Genomic DNA, 19,458 nt, shown 5'->3' with positions numbered 1-19,458 from the left:
CAAGGGTCCTGCGGAACTCACGGCGAAACCTCCAGGCGCAGCAGGTCGTCCTCGGTCTCGCGGCGGAGGATGAGGCGCGCCCTGCCATCGCGGACGGCGACGACCGCCGGCTTGGGCACGTGGTTGTAGTTGTTGGCGAGTGAGCGGCAGTACGCTCCCGTCGCCGCGACCGCGACCAGGTCGCCCGGGGCGAGGTCCGCCGGAAGCCACAGGTCACGGACCACCATGTCGCCGCTCTCGCAGTGCTTGCCGACCATGCGGCTGAGCATCGGGGCCGCGTCGGAGCGCCGGGAGGCGAGCGCGGAGGTGTACTCGGCGCCGTACAGCGCGGTGCGGATGTTGTCGCTCATGCCGCCGTCGACGGAGACATAGGTGCGCAGGCCCTCGAGCGGCTTGATCGTGCCGACCTCGTACAGCGTGACGCCGCCCGGACCGACGATCGTACGGCCGGGTTCGACGGTCAGGCGGGGTACGGAGAGGCTCTTCTCCTCGCAGGCGCGGGTGACGATGCCGCGCAGGTTGTCGGCGATGCGCTTCGGGTCCAGCGGGTCGTCGCCCTCGGTGTAGGCGATGCCGTACCCTCCGCCGAGGTCGAGCTCGGGGAGCTCGATGCCGTGCTCGTCCCGGATGGCGACCATCAGCTCGACCACGCGCCGGGCGGCCAGCTCGAAGCCGTCGGTGTCGAAGATCTGCGAGCCGATGTGGGAGTGCAGGCCGACGAGCTCGAGCTCCTCGATGCCGACGACGCGGCGGGCGGCCTCCTGCGCGGTCTCCCGGGCGAACCCGAACTTCTGGTCCTCATGGGCCGTGGCGATGAACTCGTGCGTGTGCGCCTCGACGCCCGTCGTGACGCGGATCAGCACCTTGGCTCGGACGCCCCGTTCACGCGCGAGGTGGCCCAGGCGGACGATCTCCTCGAAGGAGTCGACGACGATGTGGCCGACGCCGACCTCCAGGGCCCGCGCCAGCTCGCCCGCCGACTTGTTGTTGCCGTGGAACGTGATCCGCTCCGGCGGGAACCCCGCCCGGAGCGCGACCGCGAGCTCTCCGCCGCTGCAGACGTCGAGTCCGAGCCCCTCGTCCCTCACCCACCGGGCGATCTCGGTGCACAGGAAGGCCTTGCCGGCGTAGTAGACGTCGCCGTCACTGAAGGCGGCCGCGAACTCCCGGCAGCGGGACCGGAAGTCCTCCTCGTCGTAGACGTACAACGGCGTGCCGAACTCCCCCGCGAGGTCGCGGACGTCCACACCGCCGACCGTCAGCACCCCGTCCTCACGACGGGCGCCGCGCGGCCAGATGCTCGGCGTGAGCGCGTTCAGGTCGCTCGGCGGAGGCAACGGGTGATCCTCGGGCAGCACGTCCGCGTGCCGAGGGCCGGCCGGGTGAACTCGACTCATCGACTGCTCTCTCCGTATGAACTCAAAGTCGGTCGTTCGGGGTCTCGCCGAGCATGCGCAGGCCATTGCCCAGAACGATGTACGCCGCTCCAGCCAGGCTAAGGCGTGCGGCGTGGTGACCGGTGATGGGCTCGTCGCCCTTCGGCAGCGGCGAACACCACTCGTGGACATCGTGGTACGCGTCGGCGATGAGTTCCAGCTGCCGGGTGAACGGCCGAGGGTCGTTCGTCCGGGCCGCCTGCTCGGCCCGGCCGGGGAACTCCGCGAGCAGTCCCAGCAGGCGCTTCTCGCGCGGGTCCGCCAGCGGTCCGTCGGCCGCGCGGATGCCCAGCTCGGCGGCCTGCCGGCGTACGGCGACCGCCCTCGCGTACGCGAAGCGCACCACGAATCCCGGGTTGTCGAACGTCAGTGGGTGCTCCGGCCAGGTGGCCCGCGGCACGGCGACGACGCCGTACGTCTCGTCGATGTGGGCGGCCAGTGAGGCGCTCACACCGATCGACAGGAAACCCGGCCCGGTGACCCGTACGTCGCCGACCCCGGGCATCCGGGCGAGCCGTGCCGCGAGCAGGTCCGCGATCTCCGTGGCCGGCCGCCCGGCGGCCCGCGCCAGGCGCAGCGGGAGCGGGGTGGCGTAGTCGCCGGTCGCGGTCGCCGTCACTGGAACGCGATCGGGTACGGGCGCGGCGAGCTCACCGTCGTCGACCGCACCGCGGACGGCGGCCACGACGGCGGCGTTCAACTCGGCCGGAGTCACGAGATGAGACTAACCGACCAGCATGTGGACATTCCTGCGCCGAGGACCACCTTCGGGCGAGATTCTCCGGCCAGAGCCGGGATGAGCGGAGGTTCTGCCACTCCCCCGGTCAGCCCGACGGCCCCGCACCGGCCAGCTCCCGGACCGTTCGGATCAGCTCGGCCGGGTCGAACGGCTTCGTCACATAGGCGTCGACGCCGATCTCGTGCCCGCGCCTGATGTCGTGCTCCTGGGCCCGCGCAGTGATCATGACCACCTTGATGTCACGCGTCACCGGATCGTCGCGCAGCTTGACGGCCGTCACCCAGCCGTCGAGCCGGGGCATCATGACGTCGAGGGTGATCACGTCCGGAGCGAGCTCCCGCACCCGTTCGAGGCAGTCCTTCCCGTCCACGGCGGTCACCACCTCGAATCCCTCCAGCTGGAGGTTCACGGCGATCAGCTGCCTGATCACCTCGTCGTCGTCAACGACCAGTACACGTCCCAATGTCACGGCCGCCAAGCTAACGCGTCCACGGGCCGGGACACACGGAGAACCGCGACATGCACCTCACCCGACCCGGGATTCGTGAGCGGAACGATCTTTTCGCGCCGTGGGGAGGACGACGTTCGCCCAGCTCATCGGCGTACGGCGGTCCACTCGGGCATCTAATGTGTCCGAGTGTGGTCGCTGAGCTGGTAGTCTCTACCCGTCCCGAGCCCCCTTAGCTCAGGGGATAGAGCACCGGCCTCCGGAGCCGGGTGCGCTGGTTCGAATCCAGCAGGGGGCGCACCACAGCAGCCAGCGTGATCAAGCTGCTGACCTGTGCAGACACACAAGAACGGGCCGAACTCAGGTCTCACTGAGTCCGGCCCGTTCTCGTTGTTCAGCACCTGCGACCTTATTCGTACGCCCACGCCGGACCACGCGATCTACGGCAAGTGATCGGCCGCTTCCCCTTGGAACTCCCGTACCTCGACGGGGAGCGTTGTCGCTCGGGCGAGCTTGCGGCCCCACTCGGTCGCGGAGTCGAGGTCGGAGGCCTTGATGATGGACAGTCCGCCGACGTGCTCCTTGCCTTCGGTGTACGGGCCGTCCGTGACGAGGACCTCACCTTCTCCCGGCTGGGCCACGACGGCCATGTAGGCCAGATGGAGCCCACCGGCGAAGACCCATGCCCCGGCGTCCCGTAGCTCCTGGTTGAAGGCCGCAACGTCCCGCATGATCGGCTCGAGGGTTTCGGGCGCGGGCGGGCCTCCGTCGGGCTGCTGGATGCTGAGCAGGTAGTGCTTCATTGTTTCGAGAGCCTCCTCGACTTGCCGTGGTCGCCGGCATCGTGCCGGCCCTTCACTTCTATACGGGCGGCTTGACGCCGAATCGACACGTGACCCGAGGTCGGTACGAAAACTCCTTATCTTGCATCACGGCATAGTGACCGAACGCCGCAGGAAGCCCGCCCTTTCGCCAGACCCTCACGCTGCCGGAGCTTGGGACAATTCGCCGGCCGTCCGATCAGTCGATCGGGGTCTTGGGCTTGGCGATGAACTCGCCGCCGGGGCCACCGATCGTCGTCAGCGACCTGTTCGGCGTCAGTGCCGGGACCGCTTACCGCTGGGCGCAGTACGCGCAGGACAGCTGGGCGGACTACCTCGCTGTCCATCTGAGCGGGGAACAGCGATGAGCTTGGCCCGTCCGTATGCGCTGACGTCGTTCACGCCGACATGGCCTGCTCGGCACGGTCGGCCTCCTCTACGCAAGCGGCGGCCAGCGCGTCCAAGGACAGGTTCAGTGCGGAGGCCAGGGCCGCCACGGTGAAGAAGGCCGGGGTCGGAGCCCGACCGGTCTCGATCTTGCGCAGCGTCTCCGCGGACAGCCCGGCCGCCGCCGCCACGTCCACCATGCTGCGGTCGCCGCGGGCCTGGCGGAGCAAAGCTCCGAACCGCTCTCCACGGTGCCGCTCCTGCGGAGTCAGAGGAGTTCTCACCATGACCGTGATACTAATACCGGTATAATAATTGGGTACCGTCGCACTGGGCAGGAGCCACAGCACATGGTGGAGATCAAGACTGATACGGCACTCGAAGCGATGCGCGAGGCCGGGCGCGTCGTCGCCCACGCGCTCGCTGCAGTCCGGCAGACGGCCGCCGTGGGAGTCCGCCTGCGAGAACTCGACAAAGTAGCCCGCACCGTCCTGAGCAAGGCCGGAGCACGCTCCCCCTTCCTGGGCTACCGCCCTTCCTTCGCTCCCACCGCCTTTCCCGCTGTGATCTGCGCATCGGTCAACGACGCCGTAGTCCACGGCATCCCCGACGACTACCGGCTGCGTGACGGCGACCTTGTCAGCATCGACTGCGGAGCCGAACTCGACGGCTGGACCGGCGACGCCGCCATCAGCTTCACCGTCGGCACCCCCCGCCCCGCCGACCTGGAACTCATCGCTGCCACCCAGCAAGCCCTGGACGCCGGCATCGCCGCCGCCACCGTTGGCAATCGCATCGGAGACATCTCCCACGCCGTCAGCACCGTGGCTCGAACCGCCGCATGCGGCATGCCCGCCGACTTCGGCGGCCACGGCATCGGCCGCCAGATGCACGAAGACCCGCACGTCCCCAACCACGGCCGCCCCGGCCGCGGCTTCCCCCTCCGCCACGGCCTCACCATCGCCATCGAACCCATGCTCATGGCCGGCGGACGCAACAACTACCGCACGGCCCCCGACGGATGGACCCTGCGCACCATCGACGGCAGCCGAGCCGCCCATATCGAGCACACCATCGCCATCACCGAACAAGGCCCCCTCATCCTCACGCTGCCCTGACCCGATCGGGAATAAAGGATGGCTCGTTGGTCACGCTGGTTGCCGCACGTGGACCAGCAAGCCGATTTGGGCCAGCCGACGGTGCCGTCCAGACGGACCCCGCGCCGAGCTCAACACCCGGGGTCCGCTGCCGCACGCGTGCCCGAGGTCATGTTTTCCGATCAGCGCGGCACGGCGCCGGGGAATGTATCGCTGCTCCAGGTCGGTCGCCGGTCGCTCACTTGGCCCAGATCTTGCGGTAGGCCTCCCGGTAGCCCTCGGCGTCCCAGGACAATGCGCCGCCGCTGTTGTCGGCGGTGGTGATGTGGACGGGGGCGATGTATCCGCTGGCGGGCTTGCCGGCGAAGGCGCGGTTGAACTCGTCGATGATCTGCCAGCCCTGTTCGGACAGGGGCTCGGGCACGGTGGCGGCCTGGAACTGCTTGCCGTTGATGCGCTGGAAGGCCGACGGGTCGCCGTCGCCGGCGCCGATGTTGAACGGGGCGTCGGCGCCCTGCTTGCTCGCGGCGCGCAGGGCTGGGGCAGCGTCGTCGAAGTACAGATCATTGATGGCGGCAGAGTAGGTCCACTTGCCGCCGAAGCGGGAGAGAAGGGAGGAGACCGCCTGGATGGTGCGGGTGTTGGATTCGGAGATGGGGATGTTCTCGTAGCTCAGCAGCTTGACGTCGGAGCAGATGCCGAGCTCCGTTTTGATCAGGTCGGACTTCTTCTTGGCGAAGGGGATCGAGGCGTCGGTGAACAGGACGACGCCCGCGCGGCCGTTGGACTGGGCGATGATCCAGTCGGCGCTGATCTTCGCGACGTCTTTGACCTTGGTGGTGATGTTGCTGAAGAGCTTCGGATCCTTGCTGGTGCCGGGGTTGGCGACGGCGTGCCAGCCGATAAGGGGGATGCCGGCGGCGTTGGCCCGCTCGACCTGCTTGGAGGTCGACTTGGGGTCGAAGCCCCCGATGACGATGCCGGCGGGCTTGAGGGCGACGGCCTGACTGAAAGCGGCCTGGAGGCCGGCGTGGGTGCCCCGGCCGTCGATGACGCGGACTTCCCAGCCGATGACCTTGGCGGCTTCCTGGACGCCCTGGGCGACGCCGACGACGCCAGGGTTGGCCATGCTCTGGGCGACATAGACGATGGCCTTGCCGGGGACGGCCTTCGGCCCGGTGCTTGGGCCGGTCCAGGGGGCGTTGACGTCTTCGGCCTTCTCGACGGCCTGCTTGGCGTTGGCCACGACGGTGGGGCAGCCCGGTTCGGAGGAGCCGGCGGCAGGGGACGCGGTGATGGCTGAGCCACCGTCGCAGCCGGCGACGGCGGTGACGGCCATGGCCAGCAGCGCGGCGGACGTCAGTGCCGCCTTGCGGGCAGGATGCATATGGGCTCCTCGCGGGCGCGAGAGGGGCGGGAGAGACGGATCGAGTCGCCAGGTGCCTGGGGGGATGTCGGGGCGCCGCCGACGATCCAAGCGACGCCTCCGACACACCGCCAAGAGTTGGCGGATCACCGGTCGGCATCGCTCGCGGTGACGGAGCGTACCAATAGACGAAACCCTGTGGCTGGCAGATAGTTCACGAATGATTCGTAACCAACTCTTCATTGGACATAACACGTGAACGGCTACGTGAACGATAATGCGAGCGGTAACCTACGCATCCTGCACCCGCAGTCCGGACACGTGGCGCACGATCCCGTTCACCGGTATTCGGGCGTGAGCTGCGACAGGGTCACTTCCGCTCCCCGGTCGCCGGCGGTCCAACGGCAACGACGCCCCAGTCGTCGCTAGAGAGCACATTGAAGGAGGCCGGGGTGTCTGCGAAGACAGTTGAGCCGCAGCTCGCACCCGACCCGCCCGGGCGTGGACACCCGACGCCGCGGTTCCGCCGAAGGGCGGGCGCCGTCCTCGACCGATGGCCGTTCCGGCGGAAACTCAACGTCTTGGTGATCCTGCCCATCGCGATCGTCGGCGCGCTTCTCGGCGTCGGCGTCGACGGTCAGGCGGAGCAGGCCCGGGCCGCCGGCCGGACCGCGGAGCTGGTGCGCGACAGCGAGCAGGTCGCGAGACTGATCAACGACATCCAGGCCGAACACCGGCAGGCGCTCCTGCTGTCCGTGCAGTACGAGTCGGCCCGCCCCGGAGCCGACCTGCCGTCGACCACCGCCTATCGCCGGGCACAGCGGGACACCGACGCGCAGGTCGCCGCCGTGCGTTCCGCGTTCGGGTCGAGCCTGGGCAAGGAGGAGGCGCAGGCACTGCAGTACATCGGTGGCCTTGCCGTCCTGCACGAGAAGCTCGAGCGAACCTACGTCCCCGCCGCCAACATCGACCCCGCATACGCCTCCGCGGTCGACTATCTGATCGACGGCATCGGGCTCGGCCGCATCGAAGACACCTCGTCGTCCTCGGTCGTCAATCTGCTCAACACGGTCCTGCGCGCCGACGCCGCCCATGCGGCCTTCGAGAGCAGTGTGTTCTCCGCCCAGACCCGGGACGCCAACGCCATCACCGAGTTCACCCGCGCGGTCGGCGCCCAAAAGCTCTACGAGTACCAGTTCGACCGATTCGTCCAGATCGCCACCCCAGGCCAGGTCCTGAGGCTGGACGGAATCAGGCGCAGTGCCGAGCAGAACGGCATCGCGTCCCAGTTCGCGGAGCTCCAGGTCGATCCGAGTTCCCTGCAGGGCCAGCGGCCGGAGCAGCTGCAGCAAGCGATCGCCGCCGGAACACGGCAGGCCGAAACCCGCCTCGGCATCACGCGGTCGCTGATCGGGCAGATCGCCGCCCAAGCCGAGACCGTCTCTGAGAACGCTCTGCGGAAGGCGTTGGTCCTACTCGGTCTGGCGCTGCTCGGCTTCGTCGCCTGGCTGACCTTCTGCGTCCTGGTCCGGCGCTCGGTCGTCCGTCCCCTGGCGACCCTGACCGACACCGCCCAGCAGGTGGTCGACGTGGCGGGCGAGGAACTCGCCCGGGTCTCAGACGACGAGTCCGCCGACAGCACCCCGCTGCGGCCGCAGGCGATCCCGGTCCCGGTCCGCGACGAGATCGGCAAGCTGGCCGAGGCGTTCAACCAGGTGCAGGTCACCGCCGCCCAGCTGCTGGAGCGGCAGGTGCTGAGCCGCCGCAATGTCGCCGAGATGTTCGGCAACGTCGGGCGCAGAGTCAGCAATCTGACCTCACGTCAGCTCATCCTGATCGACGCCGTCGAGCGCGAGGAGACCGACCCCGACGTCCTCGAGCGGCTCTACCGCATCGACCACATCGCCGTACGCCTCCAGCGCAACGCCGACAGCCTGATGCTGCTCGCCGGAATCCGCGAGACCGGCGTCGAGGCCCAGCCGACCACCATGGCCAACGTCATCCGGGCGGCGCTCGGCCAGATCGAGGGGTTCCAGCGGGTGTCCCTGCGGTCCGGGGCAGAGGCCACCGTCACGCCCGACATCATCGGCGACCTGACGCTGATGCTCGCCGAACTGCTGGAGAACGCGGTCACGTTCTCCCCGTCCCACGCGCCCGTCGAGGTGGTCGTCCGGCCCGGGACCGACATCACCCCGGATGGCGGCGCGCTGATCGAGGTCGTCGACCACGGCCTCGGCATGAGCGCGGAACGCCTCACCGAGGAGAACGCCCGGCTGATCCGCCGGGAACGGCTCGACCTCGTACCGACCAAGGTGCTCGGCCTCTTCGTGGTCGGCACCCTCGCCCGGCGCTGGGGCATACGCGTCACCCTGAGCCGGACGCCGGGTGGTGGCATCACCGGCACCGTCTGGATCCCCTCCGCGCTGCTGCTGAGTATGAACCCGGAAAACCCCGCGCCGTCCCCGGCCACGGACCCGGCCGGGACCGTGACGGCGCTCCCGGTGAGGCCCAAGCCGGAGGCCGTCGCACCCGCGTCCCTGCCCGTGCCGGCCCCCGCCGCCCCCGAACAGCAGCCGGCGGCCCCGTTGACGAAGGCCGGCCTCCCCCGGCGCGTCCGGGCCCGCACCGGCGTGGGGCAGACCGACGCCGCCCCCGACGACTCGCCCGCGCCGCAGGGCCGCCAGCAGCCGCTGCGGCGGCGGGTACGCGGCGCGACACTCGCCATGGCCGCCGCTCCGGCCGACGGCGGGATCGCGGCCGAGCGGGGGCCCGTCGACGCCGACGCGGTCCGCTCGGAACTCGAGGAGTTCGAGGCCGCCGTACGCCAGGCGGAGCAGGACAGCACCCTTACTCAGACGGACCCGGCACCACCACACCAGGAACCCAGGAAGGAGTCGGGCAGTGACCACGCCGACAGGTGAAGGCAAGCCCGAGTGGGCGGAACCCGCGGACTTGCGAGCCGCCGCAGCCGACTTCACCTGGCTGCTCAATCGGTTCGCCACTGAGACCGCCGGTGTCGTCGACGCCATCGCGGTATCGTCCGACGGCCTGCTGATCGCGGCCTCCCGGCTGCGCGACCAGGCCGATTCCGAGCGGCTCGCCGCGATCGTGTCCGGCCTCATCAGTCTCGCCGCAGGCGCCTCCGGCAGCTACGGCCTGGGCGGTCTCAACAAGGTCATCATTGACCTGGAGGGCGGCCATCTGCTGGTGTCGGCCATCGGAAGCGGCGCCGTCCTCGGCGTGGTCGCCTCGAAGGAGGCGAAGCTGGGCAACATCGCCTACGAGATGACCCTCTTCGCCAACCGCGTCGGGTCCGCGCTCAGCCCCCAACTGGTGCTGGAGCTGAAGAAGAGCGTCGGCGCCGCGTCGGCCGGCTGATCCGTCCCGCAGCCAGGGTCACGGGTACAGGCACGGAGGAGGAGATCGTGATGGCCGTCGGTGAACCAGTACCACGACCCCACGAAGCGGCAGAGGATGTCTCGGGGTCGCCGGAGCCGGTCGGCCGTGCCCCCGCGATCAGGCCGTTCCTGCTGACCGCCGGCCGGGTGTCGGGAGGCGGCAACGCGCCGCCCATGCCGCTCGAGACCCAGATCGTGTCGACCTCGGCAGGGCTGTCCGCCCTCAACTCGCTCACCTTCGAACACCGCGACATCGTCGCCGCCTGCCGATGGCCGGAGTCGGTGGCGGAACTCGCCGCCCGGCTCCGACAGCACCTCAACGTGACCCGCGTGCTGGCCGAGGACCTGTGCGCCGCCGGGTATCTGGAAATCTTCGTGCCGAACGCCAGAGCAACACAGGACGTCTCCGTACTACGAAGGATTATCGATGGTCTCCGTGCCGTCCCCGACTGACAGGGCGCACTCCGCGACGCCGGCCGAACGGCCGCCGCTCCCCGTCAAGCTGGTCATCGCCGGCGGCTTCGGGGTCGGCAAGACCACGGCCGTGGGCTCGATCTCCGAGATACGCCCGCTCACCACGGAGGCCGAGATCACCGAGGTCGCGGCGGGCGTGGACGATCTCACGCACACTCCTGCCAAGACCACCACCACGGTGGCCATGGACTTCGGTTGCATCACGATCGACCCGACATTGAAGCTGTACCTGTTCGGCACACCGGGCCAGGAGCGGTTCGGTTTCATGTGGGACGACCTGGTCGAGGGTGCCCTCGGCGGTCTGGTGATCGTGGACACCCGCCGCCTGGACGACTGTTACGCGGCGGTGGACTACTTCGAGTACAAGGACATCCCGTTCGTGGTCGCGGTCAACGCGTTCGACGGGAAGGTCGCGCACCCTCTGGACGAGGTGCGGTGGGCGCTGGACATCGCCGCGCACGTACCGCTGATCGTCTTTGACGCACGGAAGACGGGCTCGGTCCGGGACGCGCTACTGGCCGTACTCGAACTTGCCCTCTCCCGTGCCGAAGCAGCCACAGCGACCTGATTCAGGCGTGCGGTGCACGCCGTGCCGGGCAGTGACCGAGCCCCGTTGTGGCCGCGTCGGCCATGGCGGTCATTATGGTCGACCCTGATCTCTGCCCGGTGGGCCGGTGGTGTGAGACCTGGGCCGCTAGCCGGCCTGCCCGTGCGCCGCGTGCGCCCAGACGTCCAGCAGCCGAGCCGCGGAACCGCCGATCGGGCCGGCGGCGTCGGCCAGTGTGGCCGCGTCCGGAAGATGCGCCGCCTCGTTTCGGTCCGCTTGCCGTATGCGGAAATGACGGCTGGCGACTGCGACTGTTGTTCACATGACGGACAGGAGGACCTCGGGCATGGCTGTTCGCGTGCCGGCTGCTGAGCTGGTCTTCCAGGTTTGAGCGCGGCGGCCGCCCTGCGGCGGCCGCCGCAGCCGCAGGGCGGTGGCGTACTTGACCATCCGGTCGTACTGCTGGGCGATCAGGTCCCAGCGGATCGAGCGCGAGCCGCCGCGGAGCGGCGTCTCCGCAGCCTTCGCAGCAGCCTCGCCAGCGCCGCGGCGCGCCGCTGGCGCCGGAATTCGACGCGTCCGGCGATCCAGAGGAAGAAGGCGGCCAGCGGCAGTTCGCCGAACAACGCCAGTGCCAGCGCGAGCATCAGCTCGCCTCGGCTGTCGGCGGTCACCACATCGAACCACGCGTCCACCAACAGCAGAGTGCCCGTCATCGCCGCGCTCAACTCGATGTGCTCCCGGCCCTTCTGAGCCAGCCAGCCGGTGCGCAGGAGCATCGCGCACAGCCCGAGGTCGAAACCGATCCATGAGGCGTTGTAGTGGGCCGTCTCATGGCTGGTGGGCAGGACGAAACTCAAGCCGGTAATCCACGGCAACATGGCGACACCGGCGGCGATGACCAGCCAGCCGACCCAACGCGGCACCACCCGGGTCGGCCGAAGCTCACGCGTAAGCGTCCCTTCGACCTCTTCCGTGCGGGACGACTCGGGAGGCTTGACGGCGTGGGCCCTCTCCGAGGTGTGGGTCACGGTCAGGTCCGGGCCGGAACCGTCCGGAGCCGAGGTCGGGGCGCCGGCTACCGGGTCGGGCGCGGCCGCCGCGTGGCCTTCGTCGAAAAAGGGGTCTTTGGCCATGTCTCCATGATTCACCAGTTGCCTTGCAGATGGTCAGGTTGCTGTCACCGACTTAGTCGAAAACGGGGGGCGTTCCCGCCTGTCATCGTCACTCCTAGGAACGAGATCCGACGCTCCCGCCAATGCGCCCTGCTCTCGCCGACTGGCCGACAGCGTGCCCTGCAGGGGGCGCCCACCCGGCGACGGCGTCAGTCGGTTCTTCTTGGGGCACACCGTCGAGGACGGGTGTGGACAGCCCAACCGCCAAAATCGATCAAAGGGGTTAGTCATGGCCGTCGTTCATCACCGATACGCGACCGTGCAGGGCCAGCGGCTGTTCTACCGGGAGGCCGGTCCCGCCGACGCCCCGGCCATCGTGCTCCTGCACGGCTTCCCGACCAGCTCGTTCATGTTCCGCAACCTGATCCCCGCGCTGGCCGACCGCTATCATGTGATCGCCCCGGACCACCTCGGGTTCGGGCTGTCCGCCGCCCCGTCGGCCAACGAATTCGACTACACATTCGACGCCCTGGCCGACCTCACCGTGGCGTTGCTCGAACAACTGGGCGTGGCGTACTACGCCATGTACGTCCAGGACTACGGTGCCCCGATCGGCTGGCGCCTGGCGCTGGCCGACCCGCAGGCGATCACCGCGATCATCACGCAGAACGGCAACGGCTACGACGCCGGCTTCGTGGACAGCTTCTGGAATCCCGTGTGGGACTACCAGCGTGAGCAGACGCCCGAGACCGAGAGCAAGGTCCGTACCGCGCTGACACTCGAGGCCATCAGATGGCAGTACCTCACCGGCGTGCCGGACGAGAGCCTCGTCAGTCCGGACACCTGGCACCACGACTTCGCACTGGTGTCCCGGCCGGGCAACGACGCGATCCAGTTCGCCCTGTTCCGCGACTACGCGACCAACCCACCGCTGTATCCGGCACTGCACGAGTACCTGCGCAGCAACGTCCCGCCGGTGCTCGCGGTGTGGGGCAAGGGCGATGAGATCTTCGGCCCCGACGGTGCCCGCGCCTTCACCGAAGATCTCCCAGACGCCGAGATCCACCTTCTCGACGGTGGGCACTTCCTGCTGGAGAGCGCCGGCGACGAGGTCGCCGAGCTGATCCTCGACTTCATGGGCCGGATACCGGCGGCGCGCTGACCTGCGCAGCGAAATTTACGTTCGGTCGTTAACGACTACCATCTTTCCTTTGGCCTGGTTGGCCTCCATCACGCGGTGGGCCTCACGTACCTCCTCGAAACGGAACACGCGCGACGGCTTGGCCTTGAGCCGGCCCGCCGCCACCTGCTCGGCGATTGCCTGCAAGGGAACGTCGGACAGCGGGAAGCCGGGCGTTCCAAACACGAAACTCCCAAAGAAGGTCAGATAGACGCCACTTGCCATTTGCAGCAACGGGTTGAAGTCGGGAATCGGGTCGAGGCCGCCCAGCCAGCCGGCCAGGCAGGCGCGGCCGCCGCGCCGTAGCATCGCCAGGGAATCGAGGATGGTGCTGTTGCCCACCAGGTCGAGCACTGCGTCGAGTTGCTTGGCCTCGGCGATTCGCTGAGAGAGTTCGGGCCCCTCCAGCTCGGCGCGCTGCGCCCCGAGTTCCTCCAGCATGGCAAAGCGCTCGGGGTTGCGGGTGGTAGCGATGACTCGTGCGCCGGCATTGACCGCAAGGCCGATCGCGGCTTGGCCGAAGGAGGATGTCGCACCGCGGATGAGCAGGGTTTGCCCCTGGGTGATCTCCAGGTTACGGAACAGACAGGTCCAAGCGGTCGCATAGGTCTCTGGGATGACGGCGAGCTGATCCCAGGGCAGATCGGACTCGATGAGCGCCACGTTCGATACGGGTGCTCGGGTGTAGTCGGCATAGCTGCCGTTGATGGTACGCCCGAGACCGCCCATGAGCGCCGCGACCTTCGCGCCGATAGGAAACTCTCCACCGGGGCAGGACTTTACCAGCCCGACGCATTCAATGCCGCTCACCTTCGCCGCTTCCGCCCATTCGCCGCTGCGCATATGCATTTCGGCGTGGTTGATGCCGAATGCCTTGATCTCGATGACGACATGACCTGCGATGGGTTCAGGGTCGGGAAGTTCGGTGTAGACCAGGCAGTCCGGTCCACCGAATTTCTCGATGACGATGGCACGCATAACGACTCCCCAACGGACACCCCTCGAAACGCGTTTCTAGCACAAAGCAAAAAATCCCAAAGGCAACTGACGACCAAGAGATTTTCGTAGCAGGCTATACAGTTTCGTACTGCGACATGAGCACGAGATCGGTGTTGGCGTTCGATCTTGCCCGCAGCACACCACCGCCTACATTACGCCGCGCCAAGCAGTGACCATCATCCTCGGACCGGCTTTTCTACCGCCGGCGTGTGGAACCTTCGGAAGGACTCATGAGGCGATCCTGCACGCCCTCAATGCGGCCGTCGGCCTGCCCTCTCAGGCTGCGGTGCGCCGGCTCGTCCGGGTGGCGATGACCGGACTTCGCCGTCCATGGCACCTGGAATCCCTCTGCGCAGCGAGGCCGCCTTCGGCCGCTCGCCATGAAGCAGGGATGCGCCCTGCACGTTTACGCAGACCAGCGGCGCATGGCCCGCCGGAGCGCCCGTGTGTCGGAGTAGCCGAGACTGGCGGCGAGGCGATATTTGCCGGGGTTGTTCTCGCGAAGGAGCGTCCGTGCGTGTTCCTCGCGGACGGCGTCGATCTCCTGGCGCCAGGTCGTACCGGACTCGGCGAGACGGCGCTGCAAGGTCCTCGGGCTCATGGCTAGCTCGCCGGCGATCACCTCGAGCGTCGCGGTCCCGTCTGCCAGATGGTCACCGATCAGTCGCCGCAGCCGATCCTGCCAGGTCGTGATCGGTGCGGCCGGGCTGAATGTGGCGGCGTAGCGGCGTAGGACGGCGGCCAGGGCGGGGTCCGCGCCACGCAGCGGCAGATCCAGATCCGAGGCGCTCAGGGTGAAGGTGGTGGCCGGCAACCCGAAGTCGATCCGCTCGGTGCCGAACGCTTCCACGTAGGCGCCGCGATTCGGCGGAGCTGGATGGTCGAATCCGATGGCCAGCGGCGTGACGGGACGTCCGGCAGCGCGTCGCGCCCGGTTCAGCAGGACGCCGAGGGAGAACTCGCCGGCGAGGGCGCGGACCCGATCCTCCGCGTGCAGCGCTCGGTGGGAGACGGTCACCGTGCCGTCTCGGGATGTCACGTCGACGGCCCAGCTGTGGCCGACCAAGTGCATGTAGCGGCTGGTCAACTGGAGGCCGTCGCCCAGCGTGGCGGCGCTGGTGAACAGGTAGTCGAACAGGTCCAGCATGCCGGGCCGATAGAAGTCGGCGATCCGTAGGCCGACGTGCGGATGCGCCACGCTCGCCGAGATGGCCTCCCAAAGGCGCATCGACTGCTCGACGGTGATCCGCGCCTCGTCATCGGCGAGGACCGTTTCGGACAGGCCGGCCACTCTGACGAGGGCTCGCCGATCGGCGCCGGCGTGTTCGGCCGCGGCGAGGAGCAGCCTGGCCATGCTGACGGCCACCGAATCGTCGCGCCCGGGCTCGGTATGGGGTGACGTCGACATCTGCGGGCTACCTCGGCCGTCTTCCTGTCGCGTTTCGGACCGACCTTGGCATGTACGGTCCTCCTCCCTCGCGCCATGCCCTTCGTAACGTGATCGCCAGACCGGGACCCCAGGTTCGCGAACCAAATGGTGCCCGGCCACTTCGAGATCATACCCCCGAGGGGTAAAGACGTGCTCCTCGTCGGCGTCTACGCGAAAGGGAGTCCTGTGAGTAATCGGACGGAGGAACGGCTCGATCGAGGTCGTACCGGCCGATCGGATCGTCGACGGTGGCTGACGCTCGCGGTTCTTGGGGTCAGCCTGTTGATCGTCGGGCTGGACACGACGGTGCTGAACGTCGCTCTGCCCACCCTTTCGATCGAGTTGCGCGCTTCGACCAGCGATCTGCAGTGGATCGTCGACGTGTATGCGCTGATGGCCGCCGGGCTCATGCTGTTCTGCGGGAGCCTCGCCGACCGGCTCGGCCGCAAGCGCGTGTTCCTGGCCGGGATCGTGCTGTTCACCGGGGCGTCCGTGGTCGCGGCGTACGCCGGATCGGTCGCCACGCTGATGGTCGCCCGGGGTGCCATGGGAGTGGGTGAGGCGCTGATCATGCCGTCCACCCTGGCGATCATCGGCAACGTGTTCGGCGACCCGGTCGAGCGGGCCAAGGCCATCGGGATCTGGTCGGCCGCCGTCGGCCTGGGTATCGCGGTCGGCCCGCTCGTCGGTGGCTGGCTCCTCGGCCGGTTCTGGTGGGGATCCGTGTTCTTGATCAACCTGCCGATCGGCGTGCTGGGGCTGCTGGCGGCCGCCGCCGTGATCCCCCGGTCGCGGGCCGTGGGGCCACGCCGCCTGGATCCGCTCGGCGTGCTGTTGTCCGTCACCGGACCGGCCACGCTGGTGTGGGCGATCATCGAAGGCCCTTCGCGAGGCTGGGGCAGCCCGGCGGTAGTGGGCGTCGGGGCCATCGCGGTGGTGCTCACCGTCGCGTTCGTCGCATGGGAGCGTCGTAGCGGGCACCCGATGCTGCCGCTCGGGATCTTCCGGCACCGGCACCTCGCGGTCGGCGACCTGCTCATCCTGCTCGGAGCATTCGCGCTGATCGGCACGCTGTTCGTGCTCGTGCAGTACCTACAGTTCGTCCTCGGCTATCCGGCGCGGGAAACCGGCCTGCGGCTGGCCCCCACGGCGCTGGTGACCCTGGTGGCCGGGCCGCTGGCGGGTGTCCTCGGACAACGGATCGGAGGCCGCTGGGTATCGGCCGCGGGCATGGCGTTGACCCTGTCGAGTCTGGCGATACTCGGCACGACGTCCCCCGGAGACGGGTACGGGCGAGCACTGTTCGCGATGCTGCTGCTGGGTGGCGGCGCCGGCTTCATCATCACCGCGACCTCCGACGCCATCGTGGGATCGCTGCCCGAAGCCGATCTCGGGGTCGGATCGGCGACGAACAGCGCCGCGATCCAACTCGGTGCCGCCACCGGGGTGGCGGTGATGGGCAGCCTGCTGTCCGACACGTACGGCAGGCACCTACCCGCCCACAGCCCCGCATCGGTCAAGGCCTCACCGGCCGCGGCGCTGCACGTCCCCGGCCTGGCCCCCACCGTCCGTGAGGCGTTCGTCGCCGGGATGCATCCCGCGATGCTCACCGGAGTCGGCATCACCGCAGTCGGCACCGTGATGGCACTGCTGCTCTTCCCTCGGCGCTCGGCAGGCCGATCTGTTGGAGACAACCGATGAATCACACCGCATCCGCGCATGCTCACGTCGAGACACCGCCCGACCCGCGGCGTTGGCCGGCGCTCGCCCTGCTCAGCCTGGCGCAGTTCATGCTGATCCTGGACGTGACCGTGGTGAACGTCGCGCTGCCGAGCATGGGGCAGGACCTGCACCTCGGGCGAGAGGCCCTGACCTGGGCGGTGACCGCCTACACCCTGTGCTTCGGCGGGCTGATGCTGCTGGGCGGGCGCCTGGCGGACGCGTTCGGCGCACGCCGGATGGTGTTGACAGGTCTGGCCGTCTTCACGCTCGCCTCGCTGACCACCGGCCTGGCGAGCGACGGAACCACGCTGATCACCGGCCGCCTCGCCCAGGGAATCGGCGCGGCGCTGCTGTCCCCGGCCGCTCTGGCGATCGTCACCACGACGTTCCACGGCACCGAACGCAACAAGGCTCTCGGGATCTGGGCGGCGATCGGAGGAGCCGGGTCGGCGATAGGCGTCCTGCTCGGCGGTGCCCTCACCGCCGGCCCCGGCTGGCAGTGGGTGTTCTTCGTGAACGTCCCGGTCGGCGCGCTCGTCTTCATCTCGCTGCCGGCGCTCCTTCCGACCTCCGCGTCGAACCCGGCTGCGCGACGCATCGACCTCCCCGGAGCACTCGCCGTCACCACCGCCACCGCCGCTCTCATCTACGGGCTGGTCAAAGCCGGTGACGCGGGCTGGGGCGGCGGCGCCATTCTCATCTCCCTGGCGGCCGCCGTCATCCTGTACGGGGTGTTCGCGCTGATCGAGCGGTCCAGCCGGACGCCGCTGATGGATCTGCGGATGTTCGCCCACCGATCAGTGGTGGCCGGCGCCTTCTTGATGCTGATCGCCACCGGCCTGCTCATCTCCTTCTTCTTCCTGGGCTCGCTGTACCTCCAGCACGCACGCGGCTTCAGCGCCCTGAAGACCGGACTGTTGTTCCTGCCGGTCGCGGCGGCGACAGCGATCGGCGCCCACCTCGGCAGCCGGCTCATCGGCCGGATCGGCGGCCGCCCCGTCACCGCGACCGGACTCGTCCTGGCGGCGATCGGGGCCGGAGCGCTGACACGTCTGTCCGATCGCGCCGACGTCTACAGCGGCCTGCTCCCCGGCTTCGTGATCGCTGCCGTCGGCCTCGGCGCGGTGTTCGTCGCGGCCACCACCACGGCATTGGCCTTCGTCCCTCACCAAGAAGCCGGGCTCGCGTCCGCCGTCGTCAACACCTTCCACGAGGTCGGCGGCTCGATCGGCGTCGCGGTCGTGTCGACCGTCGCGGCCGCCGGTATTCAGGCCGGGACATCCGCCGGGTTCACGAACGCGTTCGGTGTCTGCACGGCGGCCGCCGCGATCGGCGCCGCGGTCGCGGTAGGCATCCTCCCGCCCGGCAAGCCCCAGATCACCGGTGGCCCGCATGTCCATTGACACTCCGGGCGAACACGACCACATATCCACGGCACTGATCCCTGGCCTGGACGTCGAATCCCGGTTCGCCGACACCCCGCGCTTCCGGTTTCACTACGTTCGTACGGGCACCGGCTCCCCTGTCGTCTTGATCCCCGGCGGCGGCGAATGGCTCTGCAGCTACCGCGAACTGATCCCCGCACTGGCCCACCGCCATACGGTCTACGCGTTCGACCCACCAGGGCACGGCTACACCGAGGTCCTCGACCCCGGCTTCGCCTGTACGACCGACGCGATGGCCGACGCGGTCGGCGTCTTCCTTGACGCCGTCGGCCTGCCCCAGGCCGCACTCGTGGGTCACTCCTGGGGTGGAGGGTGGGCGCTGCGGTTCGCTGAATCGCACCCGGAACGGGTGACCCGGCTCGCACTCATCGGCCCGACCGGATTGGACGTCAAGGACACCTGGGACTGGCGCATCCTCGAATACCCGCTCATCGGCGAACTCGCCACCAGATTCCTGCGAGAGGCCGACGTCGCGCGCATGCTGCGTAAGTCCTTCGCCCACCCGGACAGGGTCACCACGGAGAAGGTACGAAGGACCTGGGATGCGGCCCGGCGACCCGCCAACAGGCGCCTCATCCTGCGCCTGCAACGCCGCGTACGGTGGGCCGACACCGAGCGTGAACTCAGCAGAATCCATGCTCCGGTGCTGCTGATCTGGGGAGCCGAAGACCGCTATCTTCCCGCCACACTCGCCGGACGATTCACGCGGCGGCTACCCCAGGCCACGGTACGCATCCTCCCCGGCTGCGGCCACTCAGCGCACGAGGACTGCCCCGCACAGGTCAACCCGGCACTTGAAGAGTTCATCGGAGAAGACCCGACCGCGACGTAGCAACCGATCGCGAGGCCCGTCCT

The 19,458-nt window shown here is 68.8% G+C and carries 19 protein-coding genes and 1 tRNA gene; 11 read left to right on the top strand and 9 right to left on the bottom strand.

The genetic code is table 11. The annotated features are described in order from the left end of the window. Window positions 1-17: 17 nt before the first annotated feature. The 3 genes from lysA to NE236_RS14300 all read right to left on the bottom strand — a co-directional run bounded on the left by lysA (window position 18) and on the right by NE236_RS14300 (window position 2,638). Window positions 18-1,397 carry a diaminopimelate decarboxylase gene (lysA, locus tag NE236_RS14310; RefSeq protein ID WP_252842433.1) on the bottom strand — a complete coding sequence of 460 codons (1,380 nt, stop codon included), beginning with the start codon at window positions 1,395-1,397 and terminating at the stop codon, window positions 18-20. A gap of 22 nt (window positions 1,398-1,419) precedes the next feature. Beyond that, window positions 1,420-2,151, bottom strand: a complete 732-nt coding sequence (locus NE236_RS14305) for an arginine--tRNA ligase (RefSeq protein WP_252842432.1) — start codon at window positions 2,149-2,151, stop codon at window positions 1,420-1,422. Between the two features lie 109 nt (window positions 2,152-2,260). After that, on the bottom strand, window positions 2,261-2,638 hold the full coding sequence (locus NE236_RS14300) for a response regulator transcription factor (protein WP_252842523.1): 378 nt from the start codon (window positions 2,636-2,638) through the stop codon (window positions 2,261-2,263). A 211-nt stretch (window positions 2,639-2,849) separates the two neighbouring features. Here NE236_RS14300 and NE236_RS14295 point away from each other — a divergent pair. Continuing rightward, window positions 2,850-2,921, top strand: a tRNA-Arg gene (locus NE236_RS14295). 142 nt (window positions 2,922-3,063) lie between these two features. Here NE236_RS14295 and NE236_RS14290 read toward each other — a convergent pair. Then, window positions 3,064-3,426, bottom strand: a complete 363-nt coding sequence (locus tag NE236_RS14290; RefSeq protein ID WP_252842431.1) for a YciI family protein — start codon at window positions 3,424-3,426, stop codon at window positions 3,064-3,066. A gap of 233 nt (window positions 3,427-3,659) precedes the next feature. Between NE236_RS14290 and NE236_RS14285 the strand changes: the two genes are divergently transcribed. Beyond that, window positions 3,660-3,812 carry a hypothetical protein gene (locus NE236_RS14285; RefSeq protein ID WP_252842430.1) on the top strand — a complete coding sequence of 51 codons (153 nt, stop codon included), beginning with the start codon at window positions 3,660-3,662 and terminating at the stop codon, window positions 3,810-3,812. Between the two features lie 30 nt (window positions 3,813-3,842). Here NE236_RS14285 and NE236_RS14280 read toward each other — a convergent pair whose 3' ends face one another. Beyond that, window positions 3,843-4,118 (bottom strand): helix-turn-helix domain-containing protein, encoded by a 276-nt coding sequence (locus NE236_RS14280; RefSeq protein WP_252842429.1) that lies wholly within the window; start codon window positions 4,116-4,118, stop codon window positions 3,843-3,845. 63 nt (window positions 4,119-4,181) lie between these two features. Between NE236_RS14280 and map the strand changes: the two genes are divergently transcribed. Beyond that, window positions 4,182-4,949: a type I methionyl aminopeptidase gene (gene map, locus NE236_RS14275; protein ID WP_252842428.1), complete on the top strand. Its 768-nt coding sequence runs from the start codon at window positions 4,182-4,184 to the stop codon at window positions 4,947-4,949. Window positions 4,950-5,166: 217 nt separating this feature from the next. Here the strand turns inward: map and NE236_RS14270 are convergent, their stop codons facing one another. Continuing rightward, the gene (locus tag NE236_RS14270; RefSeq protein WP_289850358.1) at window positions 5,167-6,315 is read right to left on the bottom strand and encodes a substrate-binding domain-containing protein; all 1,149 of its coding nucleotides are present in this window, start codon (window positions 6,313-6,315) and stop codon (window positions 5,167-5,169) included. Between the two features lie 431 nt (window positions 6,316-6,746). On the opposite strand from NE236_RS14270, the gene NE236_RS44485 reads away from it, so the two are divergent. Genes NE236_RS44485 through NE236_RS14245 form a run of 4 tightly spaced genes read left to right on the top strand, consistent with a single transcriptional unit; the run spans window position 6,747 to window position 10,734 of the window. Then, the gene (locus NE236_RS44485; RefSeq protein ID WP_252842427.1) at window positions 6,747-9,215 is read left to right on the top strand and encodes a sensor histidine kinase; all 2,469 of its coding nucleotides are present in this window, start codon (window positions 6,747-6,749) and stop codon (window positions 9,213-9,215) included. Further along, window positions 9,196-9,672: a roadblock/LC7 domain-containing protein gene (locus NE236_RS14255; protein WP_252842426.1), complete on the top strand. Its 477-nt coding sequence runs from the start codon at window positions 9,196-9,198 to the stop codon at window positions 9,670-9,672. Before NE236_RS44485 ends, NE236_RS14255 begins: the two co-directional genes overlap by 20 nt. A gap of 50 nt (window positions 9,673-9,722) precedes the next feature. Next, window positions 9,723-10,145 carry a DUF742 domain-containing protein gene (locus NE236_RS14250; RefSeq protein WP_252842425.1) on the top strand — a complete coding sequence of 141 codons (423 nt, stop codon included), beginning with the start codon at window positions 9,723-9,725 and terminating at the stop codon, window positions 10,143-10,145. Next, on the top strand, window positions 10,120-10,734 hold the full coding sequence (locus NE236_RS14245) for a GTP-binding protein (RefSeq protein WP_252842424.1): 615 nt from the start codon (window positions 10,120-10,122) through the stop codon (window positions 10,732-10,734). Before NE236_RS14250 ends, NE236_RS14245 begins: the two co-directional genes overlap by 26 nt. A 449-nt stretch (window positions 10,735-11,183) precedes the next feature. Here the strand turns inward: NE236_RS14245 and NE236_RS14240 are convergent, their stop codons facing one another. After that, the gene (locus NE236_RS14240) at window positions 11,184-11,849 is read right to left on the bottom strand and encodes a hypothetical protein (protein WP_252842423.1); all 666 of its coding nucleotides are present in this window, start codon (window positions 11,847-11,849) and stop codon (window positions 11,184-11,186) included. Between the two features lie 268 nt (window positions 11,850-12,117). Between NE236_RS14240 and NE236_RS14235 the strand changes: the two genes are divergently transcribed. Continuing rightward, complete coding sequence (locus NE236_RS14235; protein WP_252842422.1) at window positions 12,118-12,990, top strand: alpha/beta fold hydrolase; 873 nt, start codon at window positions 12,118-12,120, stop codon at window positions 12,988-12,990. Between the two features lie 15 nt (window positions 12,991-13,005). On the opposite strand, the gene NE236_RS14230 is transcribed toward NE236_RS14235, so the two are convergent. Both NE236_RS14230 and NE236_RS14225 read right to left on the bottom strand, forming a co-directional pair. After that, entirely contained in the window at window positions 13,006-13,986 is a 981-nt protein-coding gene (locus NE236_RS14230; protein ID WP_252842421.1) for a zinc-binding alcohol dehydrogenase family protein, read from the bottom strand. Between the two features lie 427 nt (window positions 13,987-14,413). Beyond that, window positions 14,414-15,415: an AraC family transcriptional regulator gene (locus NE236_RS14225; protein ID WP_252842420.1), complete on the bottom strand. Its 1,002-nt coding sequence runs from the start codon at window positions 15,413-15,415 to the stop codon at window positions 14,414-14,416. 126 nt (window positions 15,416-15,541) lie between these two features. On the opposite strand from NE236_RS14225, the gene NE236_RS14220 reads away from it, so the two are divergent. The 3 genes from NE236_RS14220 to NE236_RS14210 are packed head-to-tail and all read left to right on the top strand — an operon-like array spanning window position 15,542 to window position 19,435. Then, window positions 15,542-17,137 carry an MFS transporter gene (locus NE236_RS14220; protein ID WP_289850357.1) on the top strand — a complete coding sequence of 532 codons (1,596 nt, stop codon included), beginning with the start codon at window positions 15,542-15,544 and terminating at the stop codon, window positions 17,135-17,137. After that, entirely contained in the window at window positions 17,134-18,561 is a 1,428-nt protein-coding gene (locus NE236_RS14215) for an MFS transporter (RefSeq protein WP_252842418.1), read from the top strand. Before NE236_RS14220 ends, NE236_RS14215 begins: the two co-directional genes overlap by 4 nt. Then, window positions 18,551-19,435 carry an alpha/beta fold hydrolase gene (locus NE236_RS14210; RefSeq protein WP_252842417.1) on the top strand — a complete coding sequence of 295 codons (885 nt, stop codon included), beginning with the start codon at window positions 18,551-18,553 and terminating at the stop codon, window positions 19,433-19,435. Before NE236_RS14215 ends, NE236_RS14210 begins: the two co-directional genes overlap by 11 nt. The last annotated feature ends 23 nt before the right edge of the window (window positions 19,436-19,458 follow it).

This window comes from Actinoallomurus purpureus (assembly GCF_024055795.1).
In the GTDB taxonomy this organism is placed as follows: domain Bacteria; phylum Actinomycetota; class Actinomycetes; order Streptosporangiales; family Streptosporangiaceae; genus Actinoallomurus; species Actinoallomurus purpureus.
This window is presented reverse-complemented; position numbering and strand designations above follow the sequence as displayed.